The organism is Streptomyces sp. CG4 (assembly GCF_041080655.1).
In the GTDB taxonomy this organism is placed as follows: Bacteria; Actinomycetota; Actinomycetes; order Streptomycetales; family Streptomycetaceae; genus Streptomyces.
Window position 1 is genome coordinate 2431428 of record NZ_CP163525.1, and the last position, 15640, is coordinate 2447067.

Annotated in this window: 12 protein-coding genes; 3 read left to right on the plus strand and 9 right to left on the minus strand. The window is 69.9% G+C overall.

Annotated elements, in window-relative coordinates:
- Positions 1 to 31: 31 nt before the first annotated feature.
- From AB5L52_RS11110 to AB5L52_RS11125, 4 genes are all read right to left on the minus strand, one after another.
- Positions 32 to 514 (minus strand): poly-gamma-glutamate biosynthesis protein PgsC/CapC, encoded by a 483-nt coding sequence (locus AB5L52_RS11110; RefSeq protein WP_159705981.1) that lies wholly within the window; start codon positions 512 to 514, stop codon positions 32 to 34.
- Complete coding sequence (gene pgsB / locus AB5L52_RS11115; protein WP_369363694.1) at positions 511 to 2001, minus strand: poly-gamma-glutamate synthase PgsB; 1491 nt, start codon at positions 1999 to 2001, stop codon at positions 511 to 513. Before pgsB ends, AB5L52_RS11110 begins: the two co-directional genes overlap by 4 nt.
- A 6-nt stretch (positions 2002 to 2007) precedes the next feature.
- Positions 2008 to 4281, minus strand: coding sequence for a HAMP domain-containing protein (locus AB5L52_RS11120; RefSeq protein ID WP_369363696.1), 2274 nt, complete (start codon positions 4279 to 4281; stop codon positions 2008 to 2010).
- Between the two features lie 224 nt (positions 4282 to 4505).
- Positions 4506 to 5723: a CapA family protein gene (locus tag AB5L52_RS11125; RefSeq protein ID WP_369363698.1), complete on the minus strand. Its 1218-nt coding sequence runs from the start codon at positions 5721 to 5723 to the stop codon at positions 4506 to 4508.
- A gap of 20 nt (positions 5724 to 5743) precedes the next feature.
- On the opposite strand from AB5L52_RS11125, the gene AB5L52_RS11130 reads away from it, so the two are divergent.
- From AB5L52_RS11130 to AB5L52_RS11140, 3 genes are all read left to right on the plus strand, one after another.
- Positions 5744 to 6718, plus strand: a complete 975-nt coding sequence (locus AB5L52_RS11130) for a hypothetical protein (RefSeq protein ID WP_369363700.1) — start codon at positions 5744 to 5746, stop codon at positions 6716 to 6718.
- A gap of 39 nt (positions 6719 to 6757) precedes the next feature.
- Positions 6758 to 7180 carry an NTP pyrophosphohydrolase gene (locus tag AB5L52_RS11135; protein WP_369363702.1) on the plus strand — a complete coding sequence of 141 codons (423 nt, stop codon included), beginning with the start codon at positions 6758 to 6760 and terminating at the stop codon, positions 7178 to 7180.
- A 213-nt stretch (positions 7181 to 7393) separates the two neighbouring features.
- Complete coding sequence (locus AB5L52_RS11140) at positions 7394 to 8422, plus strand: hypothetical protein (RefSeq protein ID WP_369363704.1); 1029 nt, start codon at positions 7394 to 7396, stop codon at positions 8420 to 8422.
- 28 nt (positions 8423 to 8450) lie between these two features.
- On the opposite strand, the gene AB5L52_RS11145 is transcribed toward AB5L52_RS11140, so the two are convergent.
- The 5 genes from AB5L52_RS11145 to AB5L52_RS11165 form a co-directional block, all read right to left on the minus strand.
- Positions 8451 to 9959: an amino acid permease gene (locus AB5L52_RS11145; RefSeq protein WP_351563811.1), complete on the minus strand. Its 1509-nt coding sequence runs from the start codon at positions 9957 to 9959 to the stop codon at positions 8451 to 8453.
- A 150-nt stretch (positions 9960 to 10109) separates the two neighbouring features.
- On the minus strand, positions 10110 to 12032 hold the full coding sequence (gene dxs / locus AB5L52_RS11150) for a 1-deoxy-D-xylulose-5-phosphate synthase (protein WP_351563813.1): 1923 nt from the start codon (positions 12030 to 12032) through the stop codon (positions 10110 to 10112).
- Between the two features lie 160 nt (positions 12033 to 12192).
- On the minus strand, positions 12193 to 13503 hold the full coding sequence (locus AB5L52_RS11155) for a sugar ABC transporter permease (protein WP_351015707.1): 1311 nt from the start codon (positions 13501 to 13503) through the stop codon (positions 12193 to 12195).
- The gene (locus tag AB5L52_RS11160) at positions 13500 to 14300 is read right to left on the minus strand and encodes an ATP-binding cassette domain-containing protein (protein WP_351563817.1); all 801 of its coding nucleotides are present in this window, start codon (positions 14298 to 14300) and stop codon (positions 13500 to 13502) included. The genes AB5L52_RS11155 and AB5L52_RS11160 overlap by 4 nt, the downstream gene beginning before the upstream one ends.
- Before the next feature lie 190 nt (positions 14301 to 14490).
- Positions 14491 to 15591, minus strand: a complete 1101-nt coding sequence (locus AB5L52_RS11165) for a substrate-binding domain-containing protein (RefSeq protein ID WP_351016372.1) — start codon at positions 15589 to 15591, stop codon at positions 14491 to 14493.
- Positions 15592 to 15640 lie beyond the last annotated feature (49 nt).

The window sequence follows — 15640 nt, forward strand, 5'->3', positions numbered from 1 at the left end:
GTGCTCCAGGAATGCGTCGGATGGGGGCGGTTCAGGCGGACGGCATGGCGCCCAGGAGGATGCCGGCGGTCAGCACCACGTAGGTGGCGAGGGTGACCGAGCCGACGGACAGCAGGGTCGCGCCCTTGGGCTGGCGGACCAGCTGGTAGCCGATCAGGCCGGGGACGATGAACCCGAGCGTCTGGTTCGCGTACAGCAGCGGGAACTCCGTCTGCAGCACGATGATCACGGTGGCCTGGATGAGCACGCCGCTGAGCACGACGGCCGCGAAGAGCCGCTTGCCGTACAGGATCACGAACTTCTGCATGAGCAGCGTGGCGAGGTACGTCAGGACGGTCACGCCGACTACGAGCGCGGCGCGCTGCAGGTCCTCGATGAGCGTGAGGGCGAGCCAGCCCGGGGTGATCATGCCGCCCGGCGACAGGTTGGTCGTCAGGTAGCACATGAGCGAGAACATCAGGCCCAGGCCGATACCGATCGCGGCGATCTCGGGGGTGAGGACGGAGGGGATCAACGCGGTTCTCCTGGGCTGTGCCACTGCTGGCTGTCGTCGGAAGGCTGGGGCGGGCGGCGGGGTTCGAACAGGTCGCGGGAGGGGGCCTGTTCGGTCCAGGTGCCGTACGACGTCTCGTACGAGGTCTGCGCGGGGAGTTGGGTGGTGTACGGCTGCGTGTACCGCGCCTCGTACGCCTCCGGATAGCGCTGGTAGGGGTCGATGCGGGGTACGTACAGCCGCATGGTCTCGGCGTGCTCGACCACGGCGGGTGCCGCTTCGGCGGTGCGGCCGGCCGGGGCCGTGGCGGCGGGCTCGTCGGCGCTCTGGTCCGCCGGCAGTTCGGCGAGGTGCTCCAGCAGGATCTCGCCCTGGCCGTGGATGTTGCCGATCGCGACCAGTGAGGAGTCCGGGCCGAGCTGGTCCAGCAGCTTGGCCATGAACTCCTCGGGGTCGCGCTTGTCGCCGCCGAGGTCGACGGCGCGGGAGCGGAACTCGGCGGGGATGGCGTCGATGGCGGACTTGGCCGGGTGGCCGATGACGAAGACGCGCTCGGGGTCGAGGCCGGGGATGATCTCGCCCATCTGCCCGTTGCGTTCGACGCGGTCGGGGCGGCAGTTGATGACCACGTTGAGCGGGCGGTGGATGGCGCCGAGGTCGAGCAGCTGGTTGATGTTCATCAGCGTCGACTCGGGGTCGTTGGCCGCGAAGACGTTGGCGAACCGCAGCTTCTTGCCCTCGGGCGTCAGATAGCGCTCGACGGAGAGGACACCGGGGTCCGGCGGGGCGTCGTACATGCCCCGCAGGGCCGTCTCCCGGTCGACGCCGAGGAGCTCGGCGACGGCGAGGGCGATGGCCACGTTCTCCTTGAAGGTGAACCAGCTGAAGCCGCGCAGCTCCGCGTCGCTCACCGTCTCGGGGTCGGCGTAGATCAGCTTGCAGTTCCGGGCGTCCGCCTCCTCCTGGAGGATGGGGAAGCGGTCCTTCTCGGCGGTGACGCAGATGCCGTCCTCGGGCATCGAGCGGCACAGCGAGCGCGCCACGTCGTCCAGGGTGGGGCCCATCTCGGCGAGGTGGTCCTCGCGGACGTTGCACAGCACGCCGATGGTGGAGCGGATCAGCTTGGACTGGTTGATCTCCTGCAGGGCCGGCATGACGGCCATGCACTCGATGACCAGCGCGTCCGGCTTGTACGCGGCGGCGCGCCGCACGATGCCGATCTGCTCGACCACGTTGGCGATGCCGAACTTGCGGTAGACCGGTTCCTCGGTGGCGTCCGGGTGGATGAAACGGGCCGCGGTGCCGGTGGTCTTGGCGACGGTGACCAGGTCGCCGCCGCGCAGGGCACCGGCGCACAGCCGGGTGATGGAGGACTTGCCGCGGATGCCGTTGACCAGGACCCGGGTGGGTATGTGGTCCAGGCTGGTGAAGTGCCGCCGCTGTTCCACGATGCCCGCTATGAGGAGAATCGCGCAGCAGATCAGCAGCACGGCGTAGAGGAAGAGCACGGGTGATCAGTTCCTTGTGTACTGCTCGGGCGGGGACGGCTGGGCCGTGGGCTGCGGGGACGGGGTGCGGCGGGGCTGCCGGCGGTTCTGGTCCTGCAGTTGCTGCCGGATGAGTTCCAGGGAGCGGGTGACGGCGCCGACCTCGTCGTGGTGCTGCGGGAAGAGCACCGGCTTGCGGTCGCCCGCGGCCAGCGCCTCGGCCCGGTCGGCCAGGGTGCTCAGCGGGCGGGCCACCACGATGTGCAGCCAGCCCAGGCAGGCGACGGCCGCGGCGGCGCCGAGCAGACCGGCGAGGACGGTGCGGTTCTGGGCGTCGTACTCCGGGATGGCGAGCCGGCCCGTGGGCTGCCAGCTGACCACGCTCCAGTGCAGCGACTCGGCCGTGCCGCTGCCGGAGAACGGCGCGGCGGCGGCGATCCGCACGCCGTTGTCGCGGTACAGCACGCCGCTCGGGCGAGGCTTCTTGCCGAGCCGCTGGGCGCCGGCCGCAACGAGGTCCTTCAGGTGCTGGTCGGGCAGCGACTGGAAGGCGAGGAAGCCGGTGTTGCCGGCGATGATCCGGTGCCGGTCGTCCACGATCCGGACCACGCCGAGGCCCGGCCGGGTCACCAGGGCGTTGAAGAACTCGACGCGGAACTCGCCGACCAGCTGGGCCCCGTTCCGGCCGGGGATCTCGGCGGCGGCGACGACCACGGGCTCCTTGCCGCCGCGGCCCAGCAGCCGCAGGGGCCTGCCGGAGACACGGTCGGACTTGATCACCTTCGGTTCCTTGCCCTCGCGGGCCTGGATCTCGCCGTGGGGGTCGACGACGTAGAGGGAGCGGTAGCGCCTGTTCTCGTTGTAGGTGTGCGCCAGCACCTCCGCCATGGCCTCGGGCGAGGTCTTGTCGCCGATCAGGGAGGCGACCGACTGCAGGTCGGCGTCGCCCTCGTTGAGCGCGCGGCGCACCCGGTCGCTGAGCGTGTCGGTGCGTTCGCGCTGGTCGTTGACGAGCTGCCGGGGTACGTCGGCCGTGTTGTCGGCGCGGTTGAACAGCAGCATCAGCGGTGCGGACCAGGCCAGCAGCAGGACCGCGCAGACCGCGAGGAGGGCCGGGGTGCCCACCCGGCGCAGCCCGCTCGGACGCTCGGCCGGGCCGGTGGCCTCGGCACTCTCGCCGAGCAGCTGTCGGCGCAGCCGTTCCAGGGCGCCGCCGATGCGGTGCGCCTCGCCGTAGCCGGGGACGGTGACGGGCCGGGTCAGATCACCGCGGGTGAGCCGGCGGGACTCCAGGAACAGCCGGATGAGCGGGCGCTGCACGGTGCCCAGCAGCACCGCCACGGCCAGGGCGCCGACGAGGAGCAGCGCGCCGCCCGCCGCCAGTCCGAACACCGGGGACTGGGTACCGCCGGACCGCTCGGTCACCTTGACCATGGCGACCACGGACAGCCCGAGCCCGCCGGCGGTGGTGGTGTCGCCGGGATCGGCCGCGGCGAGGGTGGCGTATCCGGCGACGGACCGGTCGCCGAGCAGCTTCCCGCCGAGCAGGCTGCCGCTGACGCCCGGGTAGCCGCCGCTGCCGGGCTCCTTGCTGCCGCGCGGGTCCTGCTGCGCCTTGCGGGCGGCTCGCTGGGCGAAGTCCGTCAGCTCCTTGGTGGAGGCCTTGATGTCCTTGCGGTCGGTGCTGCCCCGCGCCGACTCCGGTTCGGCGGTGCCGTCGCTGCTGAGGATCGCACCCTCCGAGTCGACGACGGCGATGGAGCGGAACTGGCCGAGGCTGATGCCGGGGAACTTCAGGTTCCGGGAGGCGACCAGCAGCAGCTGCGGTTTGCCCGGCCAGGTCAGCAACCCGAAGGACAGCAGCCGCACCTCGCCGTTCCTCAGCCGCACCATGCGCGGGGTCGGCCCGTCCTCGCCCTTGAGCGAGGAGAGGTCCCCGGAGGTCAGCGGCACCGTCTCACCGCGCGCCGCGACCAGCTTGCCGGAGCGGATGTCGACGACGGTGGTACCCATCCACTTCTGGTAGGTGCTGCCGAGCTTGTCGAGGACCGCGTCACCGGAGACCGGCTGCCCGGCGCTGAACAGCGCGGCGGAGCGGGTGACATCGGTGACGGACTCGTCGATGGAGGCGCGCAGTGCGACGGCGCCGTCCTCGGCGAAGTGCTGCTGGGACGTCAGCACCGCCTTCGGCACGCCGCCGTCCTCGACCCGGCCCAGCACGAGTGCCGTGATGCCGGCGAGCGTCAGCAACAGCGCCGAGAGGACCGCGATCGGCGGGCGTATGCCTCCGATCAGTGACATGTCGGCTCGGCGGCGGGCTCGGTGCTGCCGCGCCGGGGGCGGTGACGCCACGAAAGGGTCCTCTCCTGAATCCGGTGCGGGCGCGCCGAAGGTAAGAGCGCACCCGGAAACCTGAGACAGATAAGAGACCGGTTAAGTTGTCGTAAGTTCTACGTGATCTAGGCAACACCGCTCAACTGTTGAGCAAGAGAGGACAAATACGCCTCTCACGTGACTCGTTCCTGCTAGGGCAGCGGAGTCAAGGGCTTCAGTCCGTCCGCGCCCGCGCCCCGGTTCAGCAGCGTGCCCTCGGTCCGCTCGAACGCCAGCCGCAGCCGGGCCTTCTGGGTGTCCGTGCGGCCGTGACCGTCGCGCAGCGCGGCCGGTACGTCCAGCAGGCGGTAGTCCCGGACGTCGTCGTCGGAGTAGGTGGCGGTGCCGCCGTCCCGGACGTTCTCGGCGTCCGGCGGGATCGTCAGCAGCGTCGGCTCGAAGCGCGGCCGGACGTCCCACCGCCCCTTGCCGCGCTGGGTGAACGTGAACCAGGCGATGGCACCCTCCTCGGTCAGCCCCGTCGGCTTCCGGTGCCGGGCGATCTGATTGCCGAGCCCGTAGCTGATCCAGGTCCCGTCGACCTTCTCCATCGGCTCCACGACATGCGCGTGATGGCCGATGACCAGGTTGATGCCGGTGTGCCGGGCGATCTGCCGAGCGAAGGAGAGCTGCCCGGCGGACGGCTCCGGATGGTGCTCACGGCCCCAGTGCAGGGAGAGGATCACCACCTCGGCACCGGCCTTGCGGGCCCGCCGCTCGGCGGCCTTGATCCGGCCCAGGTCCTGCTGGTTGGCGAGCCATGGCTTGTCCTTCGGCAGCTTGTGCGGCTCGTTGAAGCCGTAGGCGAAGGAGAGCTGCGCGACCTTGACGCCCTTGACGTCCATGACCAGAGGGGTCTGCGCCTCCTTCTGGGTCCGGGCGGAGCCGGTGTGCTTCAGACCGGCGGCGTCCAGCGCGTCCAGGGTGCGCTTCACGCCGCCGTAGCCGTGGTCGAGCGTGTGGTTGGAGGCGGTGGAGCAGGTGTCGTAGCCGAGGTCCTTGATCGTCTTCGCCTGCTGCGGCGGCACCTGGAAGTCCGGGAAGCCCTCGAACGGACCGTTCGCCGGGCCCATCACCGGCTCGAAGTGGCAGATCGCCAGGTCCGCCTTGCTGATCACCGGCTTGATACCGGCCATCATCGGCCCGAAGTCCAGCCCGTTCACGCCCTTGCCGGTGCGCCCCGCGTCCTTGCGCGCCTGGTCGACCAGTTCGGGATGCATCAGGATGTCCCCGGCGGCCGCGACGGTGAAGGAGCGCCCGTCGCCCTGGGCTCCGGCGTCGTCCGAGAGGAGACCGCAGCCGGATACGACGGCGAGCAGGGAGAGCGGGGTCAGTAGGGTCGGCAGGGTCCGGCTACGGCATTTGTTCACCAAGATATCTTGATACAACCATGAGAGCCCATCGCTCACGCGTCATAACGATCGCAACAATTCTGCTGATTACCGCCGGTATCGCCGCAGGTCTGACCCTCCTGCTCCGCGGCACGGGCGGTGGCACGCACGACACCGGCCGGCCCGCCCCGAAGGGGCCCGCGCAGATCGACCTGGCGCGTGAGGTGGCCGGCTACACGAGCCGGTTCGCCCCCGGCCGGGGCTATCTCCGGCCCGGCCAGGCGGACCGGGAGGACATCGCCTCGGCCGTCGGCCTGCTGCTCGACGGCCGACGCGAACAAGCGGAAAAGCGGCTTTCGCAACGGGACTTCACCGTGCGCACGGTCGTCGACCGGCCCTCCGGTCACCGCTACGCCGAGGTGGCCGACCGCACCGACACGGCCGCGGCACCGCGCGGCTGGGGCCGGGTCTACATCGATCTGGACCACCGCCCGCGCTGGTCGGTCCAGGTTCCGCATCCCGGCTTCGACCTGGGTACCGAGCAGCTGGGCGTGCGCGTGCTGCGCGGCTCCCCGGGCGGCGTCATGGTCATCGCAGGCGCACATCGCAAAGCCGGGGTCGGGAATTCGGCGGATGTGGCGCACCGCACGGACACCGTCTTCCACGCCATCTGCGCCGAGCTGGCCCGCCGCAGGATGCCCGGGATCCAGTTGCACGGCTTCGCCGCCTCCGCCGCGCCCGACTACGACGTGATCGCCTCCACCGGCGCCGGCACGGCGGCCCGGCCGGAGGGCCGCGAGCTGGCCGACGCCCTGCGCGGCCACGGCTTCCGGGTGTGCCAGGCCTGGGTGCGGTCCTGCCCCCTGGAGGGCAGGACGAACATGCAGGGCCGGACGGCCGACGCCGACCATGTGCCGTTCCTGCACGTCGAGTTCTCCCCCACGGTGCGCTCCGGCGGCCCGCCCGCCGACCGCGCGGCCGACGCGATCGCCGAGATCACCCGCCGATGGGCGGCGCCACCCGCGACAGACTGATCCCACCGCGAACACCACGAATCAGGTGATTTGCCGAACATGCCGAACACACCGAAGATAACGGACACTACGGGCGGTGCGGCGGACACCCCGCCCCTCCCCCTGCTCATCGTCGACGGCGCGAACGTCGTCGGGTCGGTGCCCGACGGCTGGTGGCGCGACCGCCGCGGTGCCGCCGAGCGCCTGCGGGACCGGCTGGTGCCCTTCGCCCGGTCCGGTGTGGCCGGCCTGCCCGGTCCGCTGGAGCTGGTCCTGGTGGTGGAGGGCGCGGCCCGGGGCGTGGCCTCGGTGCCCGGGGTACGCGTCGAGGAGGCGCGCGGCAGCGGCGACGACCACATCGTGGCCCTCGCGGCGGCGGCCGGCGACCGCCCGTGCCTGGTCGTCACGGCCGACCGCGAGCTACGCCGCCGGGTCCAGGAACACGGCGCGGAGGTCACCGGCCCGCGCGCGGTCCGGGACTGAGAGCCGAAGGCACCGTCGGCCGTCCCCGTCCAGGGGCGTCGCCCCATGGGCGTCGGTGGTCGGTCCCGCTCCGTCAATCCGCCGGCGAGGCGTACGCCCGGTCGAGTCGGTGACGCCTCATACACCGCCGACGAAGGCTCGACCGTGTGAGGATCCGAAGGAGCCACAGGGGGCCATGCCTCCGACCGGAAGCGGCGCGCGGAAGGACACGGTGTGCACTCGACAGGCCCCCTCACGCTCAGGCACCAACGACCGCCCGGCATCGACACCCTCCACTACACCGGGCGGCGCGGCCTCGATGCCGTCCCCGACCCCCGTCACCGCGCGATGGTCGCGAGCGTCCTGTCCTCCGGTCTCGTCGACAGGATGATCGCCCTCAGCGAAGCCTTCGATCCGCCCGTCGACCTCGCCCAGGCCCGTGCCGACGCCGACGTGCTCGGCACCGAGTTCGCGGCGTTCGGCGTCACCGTCCCCACCGCCACCACCGCCAACGTGACGCTGATGCGCGCCCTCATGGTGCCCATCGCCGACGCCGCGCTCGCCCTCGCCGTCGATCGCATCTGGGTGTTCACCACCTACCTGGACGACCTGTGCTGCCACGACCTCGCGGAGGCCGAAGCCGTCCTGCGGGCCGGCATGCTGCCCGAGGTGCCCGCGGCATCGCCGAACGCCCGGTACATCCGGCACATGTTCAACGAGATCGCGCGGTTCTGCGATCCGGCGTTCCTCGCCGTCTTCAAGACCTTCTTCTACAACGGGATCACCGGCGTCGTCATGGAGGCGGAGTTCACCCCGGAGACCTCGGACGAGATCGACACCGACTTCGTCCGCGTCTTCAACGGCTTCTCCCAGTTCTGGTTCGTGTCGCTGCAGTTCACCGACCCCTGCCTGAGCGCCCACCGCCGTCGGGCCTTCTGGGCGGCGGCGCTGAGCTCGTGCGTCGCGTTCCTCAACGGCATCAACGACGTCCTGTCCTTCTACAAGGAGGCGGTGGACGGCGAGGACTTCGTCGCCGGCCTGATCTACCGCCGCTCGGTGAGCGAGAACATCCCCTACCTCGCCGCCTACCGCCGCAGCCTCGACAGCGGCCTGGCCGCCTACCACCGCATCCTGGACCTCGCCACCGACGAGCAGCGCCCGCACCTCGACCGCTACATGACAGGCTTCGCGCACTGGCACTTCCACTGCCGTCGCTACCGCTGGCAGGACATCTACCCCGGGCTGACCCCGATCGACATCTGACGCGGTCGTGTCCGGTACGCCGTCCGGGTCACGGAGTGCCGTCCGCGGGCTGCCGCGCGGCCTGCTCGCGCAGGGCCAGGCGGCTGTGTGTGCGGCCGTAGAGGAAGTAGACGAAGAAGCCGACCACCATCCAGATGGCGAATCGCAGCCAGGTCTCGGCGGGCAGGTTGAGCATCAGCCACAGCGAGGCGCACACCGACAGGACCGGGATGACCGGGACCCACGGGGTGCGGAAGGCACGCGGCAGGTCCGGGCGGGTGCGGCGCAGGATGATCACGCTGATCGCGACCACGACGAACGCGAAGAGCGTGCCGATGTTCACCAGCTCGGCCAGTTCGCTCAGGCTGGTGAAGCCGGCGACGATCGCGATGATCACGCCGAGCAGGACGGTCGGCCGATGCGGGGTCCTGAAGCGCGGGTGGACCCGGGAGAAGAAGCGCGGCAGAAGGCCGTCGCGGCTCATCGCGAAGAAGACCCGGGTCTGTCCCAGGAGAAGGATCATGCACACCGTCGTCAGGCCGACCGCCGCACCGAAGCTGATCACGCCCGCGTACCAGGGGTGCCCGATGGCCTTGAAGGCGTCGGCGAGCGGGGCCTCCACCGACAGTTTCGCGTACTTCTCCATGCCCGTGACGACGATGGAGACGGCCACGTACAGCACCGTGCAGATGAAGAGGGAGCCGAGGATGCCGCGCGGCATGTCCCGCTGCGGGTTGCGGGTCTCCTCGGCGGCCGTGGCCACGATGTCGAAGCCGATGAAGGCGAAGAACACCACCGAGGCCGCTGTGAAGATGCCCATGACGCCGAAGTTGGCCGGTGCCCAGCCGAACATCAACTGGATCAGCGGGGCCTTGAGATTGCCGCCGGCCGGCACCGGCTGGGACGGCGGGATGAACGGCTTGTAGTTGGCGCCCTTGATGAAGAAGGCACCGGCGACGATCACGATGAGGACCACGGCCACCTTGATCGCGACGACGAGCGAGGTGATCCGGGCCGACAGCTTCATGCCGAGCACGAGGATGCCGGTGAGCACCAGCACCAGGGCGGCGGCGAGGATGTCGAAGCCGAAGCCGGTGGCGTTGTCCCGGCCGGCCAGATAGTCCGGCAGATGCCAGCCGGCGTTGTCCAGCAGCGAGCGGATGTAGCCGGACCAGCCGACCGCCACCACCGCCGTACCGAGCGCGAACTCCAGGACCAGGTCCCAGCCGATGATCCAGGCGGGCAGCTCACCCAGGGAGGCGTAGCTGAACGTGTACGCCGAGCCCGCCACGGGGACCGTGGACGCGAACTCGGCGTAGCAGAGGGCGGCGAGCCCGCAGACCACACCGGCCGCCACGAAGGCCAGGGACACCGCCGGACCGGCGTTGTTCTTGGCGACCTGTCCGGTGAGGACGAAGATGCCGGTGCCGATGATCACGCCGACGCCGAAGACGGTCAGGTCGAGGGCGGAGAGGGACTTCTTGAGCGAATGCTCGGGTTCCTCGGTGTCCTGGATGGACTGCTCGACGTTCTTCGTCCTGAACAGCGCGCTGCTCACGTGCCTACCTCCCACGCTTGTCGTCCTCGACATGGCTCGACGTGATCGAGAGGGTCGGGAAGCGTATGCCCCGGCACTGGCAGGTTCACGCAAGCGGGCCGGTTCCGCCACCGGGAGGAGTGGCGGAACCGGCCCGCAGAAGCGCTTGTCCTAGTCGCGCGCGGGTTCCACGGAGTCCACCGCGTCCGCCGTGCGGTCGCCGTCCAGCCTGGACACCAGCCCGGTGACCTGGCGGGCGATGTCGGGCGCGGTCAGGCCGATCTCGGCGAGGACCTCGCCGCGGGCGGCGTGGTCGAGGAAGCGCGGCGGGATGCCGAAGTCGCGCAGCGGCACGTCCACGCCCGCGTCGCGCAGGGCCTGGGCGATCGCGGCGCCGACACCGCCGACGCGGCTGTTGTCCTCGACGGTGACGACGACCCGGTGCCGCTCGGCCAGCGGAGCCATGGCCTCGTCGACGGGCTTGACCCAGCGCGGGTCGACGACGGTGGTGGAGATGCCCTGCTTGTCGAGCAGGTCGGCGATCTCCAGGCACATCGGGGCGAGGGCGCCGACCGAGACCAGCAGCACGTCCGGCCGGTCGGTGCCGGGCTCGCGCAGCACGTCCATGCCGCCGATACGGCCCACGGCGGGTACGGCGGGGCCGACGGCCCCCTTGGAGAAGCGCACCACGGTCGGCGCGTCGTCGACGGCGACGGCCTCCCGCAGCTGCCGGCGCACCTGCTCGGCGTCGCGCGGGGCGGCCAGCCTGAGGCCCGGCACGACCTGCAGGATCGACATGTCCCACATGCCGTTGTGCGAGGCGCCGTCCGTGCCGGTGACACCGGCCCGGTCGAGCACGAAGGTGACCCCGCACTTGTGCAGGGCCACGTCCATGAGGACCTGGTCGAAGGCGCGGTTGAGGAAGGTGGCGTACACGGCGAAGACGGGGTGCAGCCCGCCGTGCGCGAGGCCGGCCGCGGAGACGGCGCCGTGCTGCTCGGCGATGCCGACGTCGTAGATCCGGTCCGGGAAGGTGTCGGCGAACTTCTTCAGGCCGACCGGCTGCAGCATGGCCGCCGTGATCGCCACGATGTCGTCGCGCTCCCTGCCGAGCTCGACCATCTCGTCGCCGAAGACGGAGGTCCAGTCGGCGCCCGAGGCCTTGACCGGCAGGCCGGTGTCGGGGTGGATGGGCCCGATGCCGTGGAACCGGTCGGCCTCGTCCTGCAGCGCGGGCTGGTAGCCGCGGCCCTTCTCGGTGAGGCAGTGCACGATGACCGGCCCGCCGAACCGCTTGGCCCGGGCCAGGGCGGACTCCAGCGCCTCGATGTCATGCCCGTCGATGGGCCCGACGTACTTCAGGCCCAGGTCCTCGAACATGCCCTGTGGGGCGATGAAGTCCTTCAGGCCCTTCTTGGCGCCGTGCAGGGTGTCGTAGAGCGGCCTGCCGACGACGGGCGTGCGCTCCAGCAGGTCCTTCCCACGGGCGAGGAACCGCTCGTAGCCGTCGGTCGTGCGGAGCGTGGCCAGGTGGTTGGCGAGGCCGCCGATGGTCGGGGAGTACGACCGCTCGTTGTCGTTGACGACGATGACCAGCGGGCGGTCCTTGGCGTCGGCGATGTTGTTCAGCGCCTCCCAGGCCATGCCACCGGTCAGCGCCCCGTCACCGATGACGGCGACGACATGGCTGTCCCGCTTCTTCAGCTGGTTGGCCTTGGCGATGCCGTCGGCCCACCCGAGGACCGTGGAGGCGTGGCTGTTCTCGATGACGTCGTGCTCGGACTCGGCCTGCGAGGGGTAGCCCGACAGGCCGCCCTTCTTCTTCAGCCTGGAGAAGTCCTGCCGGCCGGTGAGCAGCTTGTGCACATAGGACTGGTGCCCGGTGTCCCACAGCACCTTGTCCTTCGGCGAGTCGAAGACCCGGTGCAGGGCGATGGTCAGCTCCACCACACCGAGGTTGGGGCCGAGGTGGCCGCCGGTCTTGGAGACGGCCTCGACGAGGAAGGTACGGATCTCCCCCGCCAGCTGGTTCAGCTCCTCCTGGCTGAGCCGGTCCAGATCGCGCGGTCCCGTGATGCGGGTCAGCAGCGGCACCCGTGCCTCCTTGCAGTAGAGCTGATCGAGCTTTCGCCGGGCTCGCCCGAGTCTAATGTTCAGGCGCCGGGCGACGTGCGAAGGGGCGCGGGGAACTGCGCGACCGGCCACAACGGACCGGCACGCGCAGGACAACCCGCGCCCCTACGGCGAGACCGCGTTATGCGCGACCGGCCGTCTTCTGCGTCTTACGGGTGATGGAGTCGATCACCACCGTGGTCAACAGCACAGCCGCAGTGATCATGTACTTGACCGGCTCGGCAATGGACTCCAGCTGCAGCCCGTACTGGATCGAGACGATCACCAGCACACCGAGCAGCGCGTTCCACGTACGACCCCGCCCGCCGAACAGCGACGTACCGCCGATGACCGCGGCGGCGATCGCGTTCATCAGCAGGTCACCCGTGCCGGCGCTCTGGTTGGCCGAAGCGATCTTCGACGCCAGGAACAGACCGCCGATCGCCGCGAAACCACCCGAGATGGCGAACACGGAGATCCGTACCGCGGTGACGTTGATACCCGCACGGCGGGACGCCTCCACGCTGCCACCGAGCGCGAAGATCTTGCGGCCGTAGGAGGTACGGCGCAGCACGAAGTCCGTGCCGATCAGGAACGCGAGGAAGATCACCGTGGCCAGCGGCAGGCCCTTGTACTGGTTGTACATGTAGGCCGCGGCGAAGGAGACCACGGCCAGCAGCACGGTCCGCAGAATCGTGTCGCTGAGCGGCCGGGCGGGGACGCCCGCGGCCTGCCGGCGCCGGTTGCTCAGGAAGGAGGTGAGGAAGAACACGGCGACCACGGCGACGGCGAGCCCGTAGGCGGCGGCCACGTCCGAGAAGTAGTACGTGGTCAGCCTGCTGATCAGACCGTTCGAGTTGAGGTTGATCGTGCCGTCCGCGCCCAGCACCTTCAGCATGAAGCCCAGCCAGAACAGCAGACCGGCCAGCGTCACGGCGAAGGCGGGGGCGCCGAGCACCGCGAAGAAGAAGCCGTGCAGCGCGCCGATGGCGATGCCGGCGGCGATGGCGACGAGCACAGCCATCCACTCGGGCCAGCCCTGGTTGACCGCGAGGACACCGGCGAGGGCACTGGCCGCGCCGCTGACCGAGCCGACCGACAGATCGATCTCGCCGAGCAGCAGTACGAACACGATGCCGACCGAGATCATGCCCGTGCCGACCATCGTGATCGTGATGTCGTTGATGTTCTGCGCGGACAGGAACTGCGAGTTGAGCACCTGGAAGATGACGCAGATGATCGCGAGGCCCAGGACGACCGGGAGGGAGCCCAGCTCACCGGCCTTCATCTTGCGCTTGAACTCGTGCCAGTAGCCGAGGAGGCCCTCTTGCTGGACCAGCAGGCGCGGGTCGACCGCGGTGACCGCGGCGGCCGCGGCCTCGGGGTTCTCGACGACGGGTTCGTCCTGCGACGGCGTCTCGTCGAGGTTCGCGGAGGTCTTGTCGATGCTCACTGGGAAGCCTCCCCGTTCGCGCTGGACGTGCGCGCGGCACGGCGGGTCACGGCGTTTTCGGTGGCGCCGGTGATGGCGGAGATGATCTCCTCCTGCGAGGTCGTCTTGACCTCGAAGACGCCGTTGTTGCGGCCGAGGCGCAGGACGGCGACCTTGTCGGCCACCGCCTTCACATCGGCCATGTTGTGGCTGATCAGGATGACGGCGTGGCCGCGCTCGCGCAGCCGCTCCACCAGGTCGAGCACCTGGGCGGTCTGCTCGACGCCGAGGGCGGCGGTGGGCTCGTCGAGGATCACCAGCTTGGGCTCGCCGAGCATGGAGCGGGCGATGGCCACGGTCTGGCGCTGACCGCCGGAGAGCGAGGCGATCGGGATCCGGACGCTCGGGATGCGGATCGACAGGGTGGTGAGCAGCTCGCGGGAGCGGCGCTCCATCTCGACCTCGTCCAGGACGCCCCACTTCCTCAGCTCACGGCCGAGGAACAGGTTGCCGACGACGTCGATGTTGTCGCACAGCGCGAGATCCTGGTACACCGTCGCGATGCCCAGCGCCTGGGCGTCGTGCGGACGGCTGATGGAGACGGGGTTGCCGTCCCACTCGATGACACCCTCGTCGATCGGGTGCACGCCGGCGATCGTCTTGACCAGCGTGGACTTTCCGGCGCCGTTGTCGCCCACCAGGGCGACCACCTCACCGGCGTGGACCTCAAGCTCTACGTCGGTGAGCGCCTGAACGGCACCGAACCGCTTGGAGACCCCGCGCAACGCCAGCACGGGCGTAGCGGACACGTGAACCATCTCCTTGGCCGCCTGACCCGGCGGGAGGTTGTGCAGAGAGACTGGGGGGAGTTCCGTCCGGCGCCCCGCGCCGAGCTTGCGGGGCTGTATGTGTCGCGGGACGCCGGAGGAAGCCTGGGGTGCGGTCAGTCGGCTTCCCTACGGGCATTCAAGGACGAACGCCCGTGTACGGGAAGGGACTTGACGCCGCTTACTTGAGGCCGAGCTTGTCGCAGGCCGCCTTGTAGTCGGCGGTGCAGATGTCGGCGACGGTGTAGATGCCGTCCTTGATGACGGTGTCCTTGATGTTGTCCTTGGTCAGCGCGGTGACCGGGACGAGGACCGAGGGGACGTCCTTCTGGGAGCTGCTGGAGACCTTGTCCTTGGCGACGGAGTCCAGCGACTTGCCCTGGGCGAGCGCGACGGCCATCTCGGCGGCGGCGTCGGCCTCGGGGGCGTACGGCTTGTAGACGCTCATGTACTGCGTACCGGCGACGATGCGCTGCACGCCGGCCAGCTCGGCGTCCTGGCCGGTGACCGGGACCTTGATGCCCGCGGCGTTGAGGGCGGTGATGATACCGCCGGCCATGCCGTCGTTGGCGGAGTAGACACCCGCGATGTTGTTCTTGCCGACCGCGGAGATCGCCGTCTCCATCTCGGAGTTGGCGTTGTCCGGCGACCACTCCTTGGTGTCGTACTCCTGGGCGATCGTGACCTTGCCGTTGAGGACCTTGTGGGCGCCGGCCTTGAACTGGGCGGCGTTCGGGTCGGTGACCGAGCCGTTGACCATGACGATCTTGGAGGACTTGGTGGCCTTGCTGCCCAGCGCCGTCAGCAGGGCCTGGCCCTGGGTCTCGCCGACCTTCTCGTTGTCGAAGGAGGTGTAGGCGCTGATCGGGCCCTCGGCCAGGCGGTCGTAGGCGACGACCTTGATGCCGGCGTCCACGGCCTTCTGCACGGAGTTCTGGATGGCCTTGGCGTCCACCGCGTCCACGATCAGGACGTCCACCTTGTTGGTGATCATGGTGTCGACCTGCTGGGCCTGCAGGTTCGCGTCCTGGTGGGCGTTGTTGTACTGGATGGTCGCCTTGCTGTTCGTCAGCTCCTTGATCTTCTTCTCGATCAGCGGCCGGTCGAACTTCTCGTAACGCGCGGTCTTGTTCTCCGGAAGGAGAAGGCCGACCTTGATGTTGTCGCCCTTCTTGGCGGAGGACGAGGAAGAGCTGCCGCCCTTCGACTCCTTGGCACTGCCACAGGCGGCCAGCGAGACCGCCATCGCACCGGCGGCAACGGCTACGGCGGCACGACGCATACGTGCGTTCACTTCAGAAACCTCCCTGACGAGGCCGCGTCGTTGCGGC